Consider the following 13,683-nt stretch of genomic DNA (forward strand, 5'->3'; position numbering starts at 1 on the left):
CGGTTCTGGGCAGATGGCGTCAGTGCTTGATCAGTTTGAAGCTCACCTGGTAGCGGTAGAAGCTGATGCTGGGAACGGCCAGCAAGGCCCAGCGCAGTTTCTGGTCGTCATCCAGCGCAATGATCACCCCTTCCACCGTCTGGTGGGCCTCAGCGATCTGCTCTTTCACATAGCCCATATAGCGCAGGATCTGGCCCACCACCACGTCCGAGGCGCGACCGCGCTTGAGTTCCACCACTAGCAGGCGCTGGCTGTCCTTGCTGACGGCCAGAATATCGATAGGGCCGGCATCGGTGCCGTACTGCTGCCCGACCAGCTCGCCGTCTTCCTCGTAAATCTTGAAGTGCCGCGCCAGCTCGGTCTGTGACCAGTTCTTCACCAGGAAGTCTTCTAGGTGCTTCTCCATCGCGAAAGCCACCGGGTCTTCCACCACCGGGTCGGTGGCCACAATGTTGGGCGCGGCCTGGCCGGGCAGCGCGGCCAAGAACTGCTCGATCTCCTGGTGGTAGTCGGTGATGTTGGCCACTGTCAGCAGCGAGCCGGTGGAGTTGCGCAAAGCTTCGCTCATCGCAGCGCGGTCGATGGCGATAGGCAGCCAGTTCACTCGGCGGCGGTGCGGCAGCACCTGGCCGGGGGCGTAGTGGTAGTGGCCTTGCACCTCGCCTACGTGGTAGCGGCCTGCGCCGTCCGGGCTCAGCACCACATCGCCGGCTTGGATGCCTTTGGCCACGGTCCACAGTGCGCCGCAGGCCAGGCCCGCCGCGATCTTGCTCTTGCCTGGGCGGCTGGCGAGGAAGACCGGAATGAAGGCTGCATTGAACTGCCGCCACTCATCGGGCAGCTTGCCGCTCAGGTCTTGCTCGATGCCGAAGTCGGCGCCCATGAAGCCGCCGGCGATGCACTCGGCGGCATGCGCGCTCTGGCGGCCCAGCATCACGCGATAAAAGCTTTTGGCGGGACGAGTCATGTTTGCGGCTCCAGAAGGCGGATGCGGCCGGTCAGCAGGGCTTGGGCCATGGCTTGTTTAAGGGCGCGGGCTTTGGTGAGTCGGAGTTCGAGGGCCTCGATGTCGGTGTCCAGGTCGGACAGGACTTGGGCGATGGCTTTTTGCTCATGGGATGGAGGTAGTTCGATACGAATGTCGCCGAGTGCTGTCGCGCTGATGTGCACGACTGCATCGCCTTGGCCACGACCTGCCTTCTGACGCACTACCGCAGGCGTGTTCAACAGGTAGCCCATGAACATCGAATTGACATCACTGGTGGGACGAAGAATCACGATGTCGCCACCAGCGAAAGCCTCAACGTCGTCGAGAAACGCAACGCACTTGCCGATTTCCTCTTTCGTTTCACCCGATCCGGCGAATAGCAAATCTCCCAGTTGCAGCTTCGTGGCGCTAGACGCGACGCTGCGGGAAATCCACGAATGAAATGTACGGATGTGGTCTGAGTGGGAGGTATAGATCTCGCCATACCGGACGCATGGAATGACGCCTGTGGCAGCTTCATCGCGCTTGATTCCCGCACCCTTCAGAAAGGTGCCCAACTGGTGAAGACGCAGGCCGCGCCACGGGTCAGAGAAGCCCGGCAGTCGCCGCTTGCCGGTGAGTAGCTCCTGCATGGCGCCTTGCTTGATCTGGCGCTTTTTGATCAGCAGTTGCTCCAGCGAGGCGATCAGGGCATCGGCGTCGGACAGAGCGTCAGCAATTGCTTGCTGCTCTGCCTCGGTGCTGGGCATTGCGATCGGTAACAACTTCAGCGCCGCCGCATTGACGTTTTTCTGGCCGCCGCCAATCTGCGCCTGCTCGAAATACTGTTGTCCTGACCTTCCGTTGATGTACAGACACAAGTACCGAACGTCCACTGCATTAGGGCGAGGCCGCGTGATTAGCGTTGTAAAGCTCTGTGATCCATCAAAGCCGTCAGGGACGAGGCTAGTGGTGCCGGGGTATCCGGTCCTCGCGGTGAGAAGGTCCCCCGCTCTGAGTCGCTTGTTCTTGTAGGTTTGCTCGTACTCCGGGTCGATGTACAGCACATCCTCGGTGTCGAGCAGGCCGGGGCGAATGTTCTGATTGCGGAACATCACCACGCCGGTGGGGCGGTAAGCATGAGTGGCCGCGCTGGCAATTCCGACCATGATCTTCTCTGCAAGACTGATCAAAGGTACGACCGACCAGTCGACCGGCAACGCACCAATTTCGGTTTGCTGCGTCCTCACGAGGCATCGGCTGGTCGATGTCGCTGTGCTCATGAGCACACAAACCCCATCTTGGCCAGATGCCCCGCCACCCGTGAATCCACATCGTCTACCTGCTGTGCCAGCTGCGGCATGGTCTGTCCATAGCGCTCAGCCAGTTCCTTCACCCGACCAGTCAACCCCTGACTCACTCGGTCCAGCTCGCCGTGCACGGCGGCGCTCAGCGTGGCCAGCCACTTGTGGTCCACCACCAGTGCCTTCACCTCGTCGGGGGTCAGCGTGCGGTAGCGCGCCAGGGCCTTGGCGTCGAGCGCGGCTTCCAGGGTCTTAACGCGCTTCTTCAGCGCACTGGCCTGCTCGGACAGAGCCAACCAGCGTTGCAGCACAGGCAGTTCGTCCTCCGGATCGTTGTCGCGTACGACTTCCTTAATGCGTGACTTCACTTCCTTGTCGTTGATCTTGTCGAAGCCAGTGAAGACGGCATCGTCGCCGCTGTGTTCTTCCTCCAGTTCTGTCAATGCCGCCTGGGCGCTCTCTAGTTCTGCGGCCAGCTTGTCCAGCGTCGCCTGTTCGACCGCAAAGTGATGTTGCACGAGCAAGGGCTTGGGCACCAGGTCGCAGGCCCAGCCTTTGTCCACCGTCTTGCCCGGTGAGCCGTCCTTGTTTTTCTTGGTCTCCAGCACCCGGTAGGTCTGCGCCCTCCAGCCGTCCTCGGAAATCAGGTAGGCGTCGTCCTGCATCGTCTCGGCCCAGTAGTCCATAAGGTGCTGGTAGACGGCGTAGGGGTCGATCAGCTTCTCGGCGGTGGGTTGGTGCTCGTAGTGGTCCAGCAGGCCTTCGGCGCCACGAATCAAATCTTTCGGATGGAAGCTGCCCTTGTCCAGCGATTTGAGTCGACTTGCCGCCGCCCCGCACCATTTGTCGAAGTGCGTGTTCATCGCGGTGGTGAACGCCTGAAACTCCGGGTGCTGGTGAATGGTGGACTTGATGGTGGCCGGTGCCACGGCCAGGTCCAAATAGCCGGGTCGTCGGGGCTTGAACAGGGCTGCGCGAAGCTTCGGACATACCGCCCAGTAGCGCCCCAGGGCCTGCACGTCAGCCTCTGGTATGCCGCCGTTTAGGTGGGCGTCGATATCCTGCTGGTCTTCCGGCGTGCTGCTGTCAATGTAGCGCGGCAGGTTGAGGTTGAAGTCGTTCTTCTCGATCTCATCCAGGCCGACCATGCGGGCGTAGCGCGGGTTGCTCTCGTCCAGCGTAGAGAAGGTGTCCACGATGCGGTGCAGGTCGCGCTCGCGTAGGCGGTTTTTGGGGCCGTCCTTCATGAAGCCCTGGGCAGCGTCGATCATGAAAATGCCTTTGCGGGCAGCGGCGCCGGCCTTATCGATGACAATGATGCAGGCCGGGATGCCGGTGCCGTAGAACAAGTTGGCCGGCAGGCCGATGATGGCGTGGATCAGGCCGCGCCGCACCAGGCTCTTGCGGATCTCGGCCTCGGCATTGCCGCGGAACAGCACGCCATGCGGAAGGATGCAGGCGGCCCGGCCTTTGCTCTTGAGCGAACGGACGATGTGCAACAGGTAGGCATAGTCGCCTTGCTTGTCGGGTGGCACGCCAAAGCCTTCGAAGCGTCCGAACACGTCCGCGTCGGTCTGGAGCCCGGTGCCCCAGCGTTTGTCCGAGAACGGCGGATTGGCCACCACGTAGTCGAAGGTCTTGAGCTGATCGCCATCGAGAAACTTGGGGTCGGCCAGGGTGTTGCCTTGCTCAATCACGGCACCGGGGTTGTGGTGCAGGATCATGTTCATGCGCGCCAGGCCGCTGGTGGCTTCTTCTTTTTCTTGCCCATACACGGTGACTGGCGTCGGCGCGGCCTCGGCCACTTTCAGCAGCAGCGAGCCCGACCCGCAGGTCGGGTCGTACACGGTGGTGGCGCGGCTGGTCTTGGCCTTGGCAATCCCCAGCACCTGGGCCATCACGCGGCTGACTTCGGCCGGCGTATAGAACTGGCCCTTGCTCTTGCCACTCTCGGTGGCGAAGTGGCGCATCAGGTATTCGTAGGCATCGCCCAGAATATCGTCGCCGTCGGCACGGTGCCTGGAGAAATCCAGGTCTTTGGATTCAAAGATGCCGATCAGGTTGTCCAGCTTCTGAACTTTTTCCTTGCCCTGACCCAGCAACGCGTCGTCATTGAAGTCGGCCTTGATGCGCAGGTCGTTGGCATCTTCCAGGGGCCGGATGATCCGCTTGTTGATCTGGTCGCCTATGTCGCTGCGCCCTTTCAGCGCGACCATGTCGGCAAAGCTGGCGCCCGGGGGAATCTGGATGGGCGCAAAAGGCTGGTCGGCGTACTTGTCACTGATGTACTTGATGAAAAGCAGGACCAGCACGTAGTCCTTGTACTGGCTGGCATCCATGCCGCCGCGCAGTTCGTCGCACGAGGCCCAGAGTTTGGAATAGAGATCGGATTTCTTGATAGCCATGTGTTTGCGGTGAATCGCCTCCGGCTCAAATGGAGGCCGATGGAGACGCGTCAAGCCGGGGCGGCTTGTAGGTACGTGACCGAGGGGCTGATCTCGGCATCCGCCAATCGTAACCATTCGCGTAGGTCTTCATCCAGCTGCTGATACCCAGCATGAGGCACAGATCCTGACGACAGATTACGCGGTCCAGGGCCTGTGCGGGCGGCCCGGTGGCCCGGTCGGGCACCAGGAGGGCGCTCACGCGGCAACAGTCGGCTCGGCCGTGCGGATGACGACCGACACGCCGGCCACTGCGGGCTCGCCGTCCTCGCCCGGTCCACCAATGAAGATGGTGGGGGCGGCGATGAGCGTCAGGTCTTTGCCATCGGCGCCGGTGAGTTCGCGGCGTTGGGGCGCGTCCAGGCCGAGCAGGCGGGCACGGCGCGTCATGATGTTGAGTGCCGAGTTGAGCGCGGCGAGGGCGCCACGACACGCGTTGACGTAGACCGGGACGAACATCGCATCAAGTTGCCCAAGTTCCAGTTTGCGAACGTCATCGGCGGGCTACTTTCGCGACCGGCTATCACCCGGCGCACCTGCCGCAGTCGTCAAGCCATGAAAGATCATCAGCGGCGGGCGGCAACGCTCGCCGGCAGACGGCCTCAGGTTTGTGGCTGATCCATCGCGTTGAGCCTCTTCAGAAGCTCCTGGACAAGTCGGGCAATGTCGTCCGTCAGATCGGAGGCAAGCCACATGATGTTGTCCCGATGCCGCTCCCCAATTCCTTCGAGCCATTCACTCCAGTCCCCATGACAGCAACTCAGCAGAGATTGCAATTGGGTCAACTTGTTCTCAAGAGTGCCTGACGCGTCCTGCTGGCGGGTTACGTCGTCGGAGGTGGGCGTGTTTTGCCCGGCGATAATTCGATCAGCCACTTGATGTGCTCGCTTTCCAAAGTCAGTGCACGTTGATTGGTCAGACGGCCATGGTGTTAGCGCACCTTGGCCGTCGCCTTTTGTGCCTCACATCGACATCGCTGCGGTGTGCATCGATGTCCCGCCGTGAGGCGCGGCGGACCTTCAAATGTATGGGAGAAGCGCGCTGGCGGACGCCTCCATGCAGTGAACAAATTGGGGATCGCGTCGACTTTGAGCGCATCACCGTGATCGCTGCTGCGCTCGACGATGCGGAAGCTTAAGTCTTGATCTGCCTGCTCTTCACACGACCGAGCGCACGTCGCGGCGCCTTGTACTCGGGATCAACCGCCCTTAGTGCCTCAGGCATCTTCTCTGCAATGGCAATCAGCGTCTTCGCGGCGCCCGTCGGCTCGCGACGCCCCTGCTCCCATTGCTGCAAGGTACGCACCGAGACGCCCAGCAGTTGCGCAAACCCGGCTTGCGACAAGCCCGCGTTCTCACGCGCGGCAACGACCGGCGTGTAGACCTTGCGCGTCTTGCCCGCGCCCATCTCGCGTGCAGACTGAATAAGCAAGGCCTCGAAGTCCTGGCTCGCTTCGAAGGCGGCCAGTTCGGCATCACCCATTGGCTTTTTCTGCGGCATCGCGCAACTCCTTCAAGGTCTCGCCAGAGATCGAATCGAGGTTCACCAACGGACTTCTGGACGAGATCGCCAGCGTCAGGGTTCTCAGAGATGTAGGCTGCGAATTCACCGCGCTCGTCCTCTGTCCAATAATTCGGCCATAGCTTCTGGAAAAGTTGGTGTTCTAACGACGGTTAGCATGCGCCAAGTCGTACGCCACTGACGTACAGTCTACGCTTGCACGATCGTGAAGCCTGTCACGAATCCGGCATCAGAAATTCGCCATGCAAAACACGCCCTTCACTTCAATCCTGTGTTCGTTAGCCTTCGCGCTCTGTGCTTCGCTCGCGACCGCCAAGCCCCTCCCCTATGAGCCAGCCGTCGTCACGCTCCAAGGCACGCTGCTCTCCGCTGACGGGATGAAGCCCGAGGGAGAGAAGCTCAAGTTCCCGGCGATACGGCTCACCGAGCCCATCTCCATGCCGGAAGACGAGCCGCGCGATTGGCCTGCCGAGAAAAACGTGGTGCTACTGCACATGGCGCTCGACGAAAAGAACATGGCTGCGTTCAAGCGCCTCAAGGGCAAGACGGTCGAGGTCACCGGCCGACTCTTCCATTCGGACAATGGCAACCATCAGACGAGCGTGCTGATCTTTCCGGTGTCGATCTCGCCCATCAAGTAGCCCGAAAAGGCCCGCCGATTCACAGGGCGGTCAGCACGGTTTGGCCCGGCTCACGGTTTGGAAATTTTTGCGGCTTCCTGTACGACAGGTTGATCGACTGGATCGGCTGCACGATGCGACGCTCAAGGCCACGCGGGTTGTTAGGCAAGTGCCTGCAGGCCGATTCGACGAAGTAGAGGTCGAGCCTTCGGCACCCTATCGCGGCATCCGCTTCGCCAGCTCGGCGCAGGTCAGGTCCAGGCCATCGGCGTGGGTTGCCAACGGGATGCCAAGCGTCTTTTCCAGGCTCTTGAGCCACTGGAAGAAGCCGACGGTGTGTGCTTCGTCGGCCTCGGTCATCTCGAAAATCCCGTTGCTCGCATGCGATCGCTGGACGAGTTCGATGAGCGAGACGAACGACGCCAGATCCTTCGCGATGTCGGCAGTGTCCAGCGCGCGCATATCGCGGATCAGGCTCAGCTCTTCCTGCATCGGCATCACGGTCGGCCGCGTTGCCCAATATGCCAACAGCTTGCCGGGGGTCATCGCGGTCATGGGCCTACAGGCTCTCGAAGAAGTAGGCCAGCACTGTGTCGTCGGCGAATCCCTTGTCGAACATTTCGTCCGAAAGAGACCGCGCGGCATCATCGAAGGAAATCTGGTCGAACTTCCGGTCTTGCAGCATCTTCACGAATGGTGCGCACCGTTCGGCAAGCTCCGCGTGGTCGACGGCAAGCTGCCTCACGCCGTCGCTCATGACGTACGGCAAGACCACGAAAACGCGCAGGTCGAAGCGGACATGGAAGCGGGCCTGCATTTCCTTGCTGAACTCGCAATCGATCAGGTGCGAGTACCGATCGTTGGCGGGGCCGTGGCCTGTAGCGTGCGCCTTGGCTGTACTGAAGGCGTGGAGTACTTCGTCGAGTTCGTGAGCAGGCGTATCGGGCAGCGGCTTGAAGTCTCTTGCGGCGGCGAAGGCTTGGAGTTTCTGGATGGTCGGCGTCATGGCAAGTTCAGGGGCCGCTCAAACGATCTCGGCGAACAGGCTCTCGAGCACGTTCGCCGGCAAACCGTCGAGCTGCGTGGTGCAGCCGGGTGCAGGCAGAAAGAAATACGCGTGCGCCACTTCCTGCAGACCCTGCGCCGCAAGCACGGCCCGGCCCTTGTCTATCGAAGCCCTCGCCGCTTTGGGCAACCTCGCCGGATCGATCGGGTGATTGACATTGGCTCGATCGACCATGCCCCACTTCCTGTCGAAGCAGTAGACGGCAAACAGCGGCGCCTTTGCCGAGATGTAGAAGCGAACATCGAATTCGAAGCGCTTCTTCAACACCGCGTCCCGGCCCGACAGCTTGCACGTCAGCGACTGCGCGGGGTTGTAGTTCATGTCGTCGTCCAGAACGAACGCCACGCCCAAACCGTTCGACAGCGCAGCGCCCAGGCTGGCGACCAACCGGGCGTGGTCATGCACGCAGCCGATGGGCTGCGCTATCGCATCCAGGATGAACGGTGGAAGCATCGACAGCTGCGTGTTCTTCAAGGGGCTCTTCTCCGGCCTCAGTCGCAGAACGCCGCAAGCCCCATGCCCTGTTCCGCGGCACGATCAAGAATCCCCCGGATCGCGTTGAACGCGGCGATCTGCCCGCGATGAGCGCCAAGTGCCCCGGTGTTCGCGTCGAACACACGCTGCATCGTCACGACCTGCTCGGGGCAAAGCAGCGAGTCGTCGAAGTAGGTGAGGTTTGCGCCCTTTTTCCCGCATTGGTCGAACACAACGTCCAAGGAGCGATGCGCATCGAAATCGATGGAGCCCGCATGCACCAATCCGCGCGGATCCTTGGGTATGGACCTGCATGAAGATGGGACGAAGTAGATGTCGAGCATGGGTGCAACGGGGCCACGCTCAACGCTGCAGCATCGAGCGGTAGTAGTCCGCGAGCGCACCGTGCGGAAGCAGAGCACCGGCAATCTTCGTCAGCACCTGCACGTCGCCCTCCTCCTTGCGGAAATGAACCGTGACACTGGAGGGAAGCAGCACCACCTGCTCGTCGCCCAGGTCGAAGTGTGTCGCGCCTTCGAAGGCGCTGGCGGCTTGCAAAGGCCCGGCAATGTCCGAGAAACCGGGTAGATCGCAATGGCCGAAGAAGTCGATGGTGTCGTGCGAGAAATTCTTTTCGGGGTCGAAATGGAGGTTGAGGCTCCAGCCGTCGAAGTCGAAGGTGTAGACGGTCCCTGACCCCGTGCGCCATTGCTCGTCGGCCTCTTGCTCGCAGGCTGCCTCTTCCGGAATGCTCATGCCAGCGGCCAGATGCACGGCGCCTCGCTCGAGGTAGTGCAGCAGGTCGAGTTGCGCGGCGATGGTTTGCTTCAACATCCGACGCCTTTCTTGAGATTTCGCTCCAGGTGCGCGAACTCGGCGCCCTGTCGCGTGAATGCCGACTTCGCCGCGCCCGCGGTGTCCGCCATTTTTTTGGCGTTCGAAGGATTCTGGAGCCAAGTGTTGACGGACTGCTGGATTCTCGACCACTGCGCCGGGTTCTTCTGCGCAATGGCACGCGCTCGTGGGTCGGCCGGCACCAAGCCAACGCCGCCGACATGGTCGGGTCGCAACCCCACGTGGATCGGCTTGCCGTTCGGAACGCCGACGTTGACGTGAATGCCACGGGTCTGCACGTCGGGAAGTGCTGTGTTCGCGGAGACCGTGTAGTCTGGCGACAGTCCGAGCGGATCGATCCAGCCGATGGGATTGGGAGAGTAGCTGTGCAGGTTGTCGCCACCCGCAAGCCCGATGGGGTCAGGGCTGATGAACCGCCCGATGTCCGGGTCATAAAACCGGAAGGTGTTGTAGTGCAGCCCCGTGTCCCGGTCCAGGTACTGGCCCTGGAAGCGCAGGTTCTGCTCGATGGCCTGGGGCGCCGTGCCGGTCGATGCAACAGCGCGTCCATTCAGGGCCGTGACCTCCCATTGCTCGGTAACGGTCGCGCCCCATGTCCTGTAGCTCGCGCGCCAGCACAGCTGGCCTTCGTTGTTGCTCAGTTCTTCCGGCAGGCCGGCGGTGTCGTTGTGAAAGTGAAAGACCTGCGCCGTGGTCGATGCCGAGGTGGGCTCGGCCTTGGCGTCAAGCCGTGCGACCGGTACGTGGCTTTCGGGCTCGTACACATAGCTCACCACCTGCGAGCCCCTGCGCTCCTCGATCAGCCGCATCCCCTCCCAGACGAACCGCGTGCTGCCGAACGCATCGTGCTTCGCCACGCGCCGCCCCATGGCGTCGTAGTCGAAGCGGGTGAGTTGCGTGGTGGCTTCGGGCGTGCCCGGGCGGCGCGTGGTGTGCACGGCCATGAGGCGGCTTTCCTCGTCCCACTCGAAGCGCTGCTCGGTATGCCTGCCCGCCCTCTTGCGCACCAGCCGGCCATGGCCGTCGTAGCTGTAGCGCTTGTCCTCGAAAACGCGCACTAAGTTGTCGCGCACATAGCCGAGCGCGGTCGATGATGCATCGAGCAGGTTGCCCGCAGGGTCGTAGGCGAAGCGTTCGCTGTTGGCAGCCGCCGCGCTGCGCAAGGTTTCCTCGATGCGCCCGGTAGCGTCGTACCGGTGCCCTGTCGTGCCCTGCAGCGAATGCCGGCTCTGCCGCAGCTCGCCCACGGGGTCGTAGCTGTATTCCTTCATCAACCCGTCGAGCAAGCGGGCCCCGGGCGTGCCGGCGCTGTCGATGGCCTGGCGCCAGCTCGGGTCTTGCGTAGTGAAAGCCGTGTCCAGCCCGCCAGCCCGGCACCACGACGCGGCACGTCGGCCCAAGGGGTCGAGCGCGAAGCGGGTGTGCAGCGCACCCTGGCTGCGCGCCACTTCGCGGTGCAGGTCGTCGCGCTCGATGTCGCTGATGAGCTGGTGCACCGCGGGTGCATCGCCGCGCTGCTGCGACAGGTTGATCTGGTGCAGGTGGCCGGAGCCGTAGTACAGGTAGTTCAGCACACGCTGCACGCCTGGCTGCGACGCGATGGCGGGCAACACGGTCTGCGTGCGGTTGCCCAGTTCGTCGTGCGCGTGGTGCAGGGTGTGCGTCTCGCCGGTGAGCTCGTCGATGGCGGTCTCTTCGATCAGCCGGCCGAGCTTGTCGTAGGCGAAAACGGTGCGGTGCAGCGTGCGCGCTTCGCCGCCGGTGCCGGGTTGCGGCGCCTGCAGCTTGACCGCCTCGGTCAGCCGATCGAGCTGGTCGTAGCTGTAGCGATAGTGGTGGCTCTCGGTGCGCTTTCCGACCAGGCGGCCCACGGCGTCGCGCAGCAGTTCTGTGCGCAAGGGCCGGCTCGCGGCGGGCCTTGGCCCGGTGCCGTCGTGCAGCGCGAGGTCTTCGTCACCGATGCCCGGCACATGGGTGATGCACACCGGCCAGCCGTTGGCGTCGCATTCCACCTGCACACGCGTGCCGCCCACGCGGCGCTCTTCCACCACGCGGTCGGCGGCGTCGCGCACGAACTCGAAGTGCAGGCCGTTCTCGTTGACGAGCGACTGCAGGCGCTGGGCGCTGTCGTAGTGCCACGCGATGCGGCGCCCCTCGGCGTCCTGCCGCGTCAGCGGCTGGCCACGCAGGCCGAGTGCGAATTGCGTGCTGCGGCTCAGCGCATCGGTGGCGGCCACGATGCGGCCGGCCGCGTCGCGGCGGAACGACTGATGGCTCTGGTCGGGCAGCGACACCGACAGCAGCCGTCCCATGGCGTCGTGCGTCAATCGCGTGCGCTGGCCCGCTGCGTCGGTCACGGCCTGCAGGTGGCCCCAGCCGTCGTAGGTGTAGCGCGTGGTCTTGCCGGAGCAGTCGGTCAGGGAGAGCAGTTGCGCGCACTCGTTCCAGGCCATGCGGTTGGTGCCGCCCTTGCCGTCGGTAACGACGATGGGCAGGCCCCGCCTGTCGTAGGCGTACTCGGAGGTGTGGCCCAGCGGGTCGGTCTCGCGCACCAGGTTGCCCTGGTCGCTGTAGGCATAAGTCCAGGTGCTGCCGTCTGCAAGGGTTTCGCGCCAGCGCTCGCCGAACTCGGTCCAGCCTGTGCTCTGCGTGCGGCCCAGCGCATCGGTGCGGCTGCTCATGAACCCCATGGGGTCGTAGGTGCAGCGCGTGGTGGCGCCTCCCGGCTCGGTGATGGCAACGAGCTGGCGCAGCTCGTTGTACTGCGCATGCCATTGGCGGCCGGCCGCGTCGATGTAGTCGGTGACCTGGTGGTCGGCGTTCCAGTGCCAGGCGAATTCGCGGCCGAGCTGGTCGATGACCAGGGTTTCACCCAGCGCCAGCGCATCGTCCGCGGGGGGCGTCATGCGGCGCACGGCGTAGCTCTCTCCGTCGTTTGTCCAGTGGCGGGCCACGTGCGCGTCGCCGGCCGAGCCGCGCCACTCGTAGCGGCACTCCAGCCCCGCCGCGTCGGCGTGGAAGCTCATGAGGCCCTGGGCGTCGTAGCCGAAGCGGCGCACCACTACGCCGTTGCGGTCGGTCACGTCGAGCAGGCGGCCTTCGGCGTCGTGCCTGTACGCCACCAGCAGGCCCGGCAGCTCGCCGGGCGCACCGGCAGCCAGGCGCACTGCCCTCAGCCGGCGGCTCTCGCCCGCGTAGTCGAGCGCAAGCAGGCGCCCGGTGCTGTCGGTCAGCTCGCTCAGCCGGCCCAGCGCATCGTGGCGCAGGTCGATGAAGTTGCCGTTGCGGTCCTCGAGCCGCGCGAGCTTCAGCGTCTGCGTGCGCGGCAGTTCGGCGGACGGTGGCCCGAACATGAAGAACAGCCCGCCCGGCACGTGAATGAAGTAGTGGCCGCCTTCGGAGCGGCACAGGTCCAGGCCGTCGCGCAGGCTGTATTGCCGAGTACCGGGCTCGATGTCTGGCAGCACCATCGGCCGGCCCTGCTCATCGATGAGCGTCACGGTGGGCTGTCCGGCGGCGTCATTGCCCAGCCGCAGCTCCATTGCATAGGGCAGGCTCCAGCCTTGCCCAAGCGCGCCGTCGCGGCGAAGGTCGTGGCTGCTGTAGAAGCGCTGCCACGCAATGGGCAGCGGGCCGGGCAAGCTGAAGTCGAGCTCGCTCTCACCGCCCAGAAACTTTCCGCCAGTGGCCGCATGCACCGGGTTGCCGAAGGAGCTGACCAGGCCGTGGATGCCCATGCCCAGCCCCACCGCCCCTTCGATCAGGCAAGGCAGCGCGTTCTTGCCCTGGCGCGCGAGCTTGGGCAGGCAGCGCAGGCCGCGGTAGATCATGACCACGTTGAAGATGGTCACCAGCACCTTCGAGATGAGCGGCACCTCGTCGGCCACCTCGCGCACGCGTGCGGTCGGCCCACCGATGAAGACGGTGGGCGAGCCTTCGCTCACCTTGGCGCCGCACTCGGTGTGGTCGTCCTTGCGCGAGGCCACGCCCATGTTGACGAACACGGTCTCCGCGCCCTCGGCAAGAAGGATCTGCGGCGAGTCTTTCTTGCAGCTCACGGTGTCCATCGGCATCTCGGGCGAGGCGCGCGCCGCGCCTATGGCCTTGTTGTCGATGAACACGTCCGACGAGCCGCTGGTAATCATGCCGGTCACGGTGAGGGTCTCGGGCACCAGCGCATCGGCAATCGACTCGCCCAGGCTCGCGCCGACGTACCCGCCGACCATGCGCGCGCCCACCACCACAGCGCCCGCCACCAGCGGCCCCGCAAGCCCCCCGGTGCCGACCACGGCGGCCGCCGCCACGCCCACCGCGAAGCCAACGGCGATGCCGCCGATCAGCCCGCCCGCGAACTTGGCCCAGAAGCGCGCGTGCGCGTTGGTGTGGGCAATGGGGTCGTGCAGCCGGGCGGCGGGTTTACCGGCCATGGGTC

General features: G+C 63.9%; 13 protein-coding genes. 1 reads left to right on the forward strand and 12 read right to left on the reverse strand.

The genetic code is table 11. The features are described from left to right. Positions 1–19 precede the first annotated feature (19 nt). The 6 genes from ACTG4X_RS24315 to ACTG4X_RS24340 form a co-directional block, all read right to left on the reverse strand. Positions 20–967 carry an endonuclease NucS domain-containing protein gene (locus ACTG4X_RS24315; protein ID WP_440532096.1) on the reverse strand — a complete coding sequence of 316 codons (948 nt, stop codon included), beginning with the start codon at positions 965–967 and terminating at the stop codon, positions 20–22. Next, positions 964–2,217: a restriction endonuclease subunit S gene (locus ACTG4X_RS24320; RefSeq protein ID WP_440532097.1), complete on the reverse strand. Its 1,254-nt coding sequence runs from the start codon at positions 2,215–2,217 to the stop codon at positions 964–966. The genes ACTG4X_RS24315 and ACTG4X_RS24320 overlap by 4 nt, the downstream gene beginning before the upstream one ends. Before the next feature lie 29 nt (positions 2,218–2,246). Next, the gene (locus ACTG4X_RS24325) at positions 2,247–4,676 is read right to left on the reverse strand and encodes an N-6 DNA methylase (RefSeq protein ID WP_440532098.1); all 2,430 of its coding nucleotides are present in this window, start codon (positions 4,674–4,676) and stop codon (positions 2,247–2,249) included. A gap of 237 nt (positions 4,677–4,913) precedes the next feature. Next, on the reverse strand, positions 4,914–5,105 hold the full coding sequence (locus tag ACTG4X_RS24330; RefSeq protein ID WP_440532099.1) for a hypothetical protein: 192 nt from the start codon (positions 5,103–5,105) through the stop codon (positions 4,914–4,916). Between the two features lie 212 nt (positions 5,106–5,317). Next, positions 5,318–5,590, reverse strand: a complete 273-nt coding sequence (locus tag ACTG4X_RS24335) for a hypothetical protein (protein ID WP_440532100.1) — start codon at positions 5,588–5,590, stop codon at positions 5,318–5,320. 259 nt (positions 5,591–5,849) lie between these two features. Beyond that, the gene (locus tag ACTG4X_RS24340; RefSeq protein ID WP_440532101.1) at positions 5,850–6,215 is read right to left on the reverse strand and encodes a helix-turn-helix domain-containing protein; all 366 of its coding nucleotides are present in this window, start codon (positions 6,213–6,215) and stop codon (positions 5,850–5,852) included. A 263-nt stretch (positions 6,216–6,478) separates the two neighbouring features. On the opposite strand from ACTG4X_RS24340, the gene ACTG4X_RS24345 reads away from it, so the two are divergent. Next, complete coding sequence (locus ACTG4X_RS24345; RefSeq protein WP_440532102.1) at positions 6,479–6,877, forward strand: DUF4431 domain-containing protein; 399 nt, start codon at positions 6,479–6,481, stop codon at positions 6,875–6,877. A 195-nt stretch (positions 6,878–7,072) separates the two neighbouring features. Here ACTG4X_RS24345 and ACTG4X_RS24350 read toward each other — a convergent pair whose 3' ends face one another. Genes ACTG4X_RS24350 through ACTG4X_RS24375 form a run of 6 tightly spaced genes read right to left on the reverse strand, consistent with a single transcriptional unit; the run spans position 7,073 to position 13,678 of the window. After that, positions 7,073–7,411, reverse strand: a complete 339-nt coding sequence (locus ACTG4X_RS24350; protein WP_440532103.1) for a hypothetical protein — start codon at positions 7,409–7,411, stop codon at positions 7,073–7,075. A gap of 4 nt (positions 7,412–7,415) precedes the next feature. Further along, positions 7,416–7,862, reverse strand: a complete 447-nt coding sequence (locus tag ACTG4X_RS24355; RefSeq protein WP_440532104.1) for a hypothetical protein — start codon at positions 7,860–7,862, stop codon at positions 7,416–7,418. An 18-nt stretch (positions 7,863–7,880) separates the two neighbouring features. Next, positions 7,881–8,396, reverse strand: a complete 516-nt coding sequence (locus ACTG4X_RS24360; protein WP_440532105.1) for a hypothetical protein — start codon at positions 8,394–8,396, stop codon at positions 7,881–7,883. Positions 8,397–8,413: 17 nt separating this feature from the next. After that, positions 8,414–8,740, reverse strand: coding sequence for a hypothetical protein (locus ACTG4X_RS24365; protein WP_440532106.1), 327 nt, complete (start codon positions 8,738–8,740; stop codon positions 8,414–8,416). A 19-nt stretch (positions 8,741–8,759) separates the two neighbouring features. Next, positions 8,760–9,230 carry a hypothetical protein gene (locus ACTG4X_RS24370; RefSeq protein WP_440532107.1) on the reverse strand — a complete coding sequence of 157 codons (471 nt, stop codon included), beginning with the start codon at positions 9,228–9,230 and terminating at the stop codon, positions 8,760–8,762. Next, positions 9,224–13,678 carry an RHS repeat-associated core domain-containing protein gene (locus tag ACTG4X_RS24375; RefSeq protein ID WP_440532108.1) on the reverse strand — a complete coding sequence of 1,485 codons (4,455 nt, stop codon included), beginning with the start codon at positions 13,676–13,678 and terminating at the stop codon, positions 9,224–9,226. The genes ACTG4X_RS24370 and ACTG4X_RS24375 overlap by 7 nt, the downstream gene beginning before the upstream one ends. Positions 13,679–13,683 lie beyond the last annotated feature (5 nt).

It is taken from the genome of Variovorax sp. YR566 (genome assembly GCF_051992195.1).
Lineage (GTDB): Bacteria > Pseudomonadota > Gammaproteobacteria > Burkholderiales > Burkholderiaceae_C > Variovorax.

Bases quoted from the DNA above. Each gene is read 5' to 3' on its own strand.
- ACTG4X_RS24315 (WP_440532096.1), bottom strand. From the start codon at position 967: ATGACTCGTCCCGCCAAAAGCTTTTATCGCGTGATGCTGGGCCGCCAG.
- ACTG4X_RS24330 (WP_440532099.1), bottom strand. From the start codon at position 5,105: ATGACGCGCCGTGCCCGCCTGCTCGGCCTGGACGCGCCCCAACGCCGC.
- ACTG4X_RS24345 (WP_440532102.1), top strand. From the start codon at position 6,479: ATGCAAAACACGCCCTTCACTTCAATCCTGTGTTCGTTAGCCTTCGCG.
- ACTG4X_RS24340 (WP_440532101.1), bottom strand. From the start codon at position 6,215: ATGCCGCAGAAAAAGCCAATGGGTGATGCCGAACTGGCCGCCTTCGAA.
- ACTG4X_RS24375 (WP_440532108.1), bottom strand. From the start codon at position 13,678: ATGGCCGGTAAACCCGCCGCCCGGCTGCACGACCCCATTGCCCACACC.
- ACTG4X_RS24365 (WP_440532106.1), bottom strand. From the start codon at position 8,740: ATGCTCGACATCTACTTCGTCCCATCTTCATGCAGGTCCATACCCAAG.
- ACTG4X_RS24370 (WP_440532107.1), bottom strand. From the start codon at position 9,230: ATGTTGAAGCAAACCATCGCCGCGCAACTCGACCTGCTGCACTACCTC.
- ACTG4X_RS24355 (WP_440532104.1), bottom strand. From the start codon at position 7,862: ATGACGCCGACCATCCAGAAACTCCAAGCCTTCGCCGCCGCAAGAGAC.
- ACTG4X_RS24350 (WP_440532103.1), bottom strand. From the start codon at position 7,411: ATGACCGCGATGACCCCCGGCAAGCTGTTGGCATATTGGGCAACGCGG.
- ACTG4X_RS24325 (WP_440532098.1), bottom strand. From the start codon at position 4,676: ATGGCTATCAAGAAATCCGATCTCTATTCCAAACTCTGGGCCTCGTGC.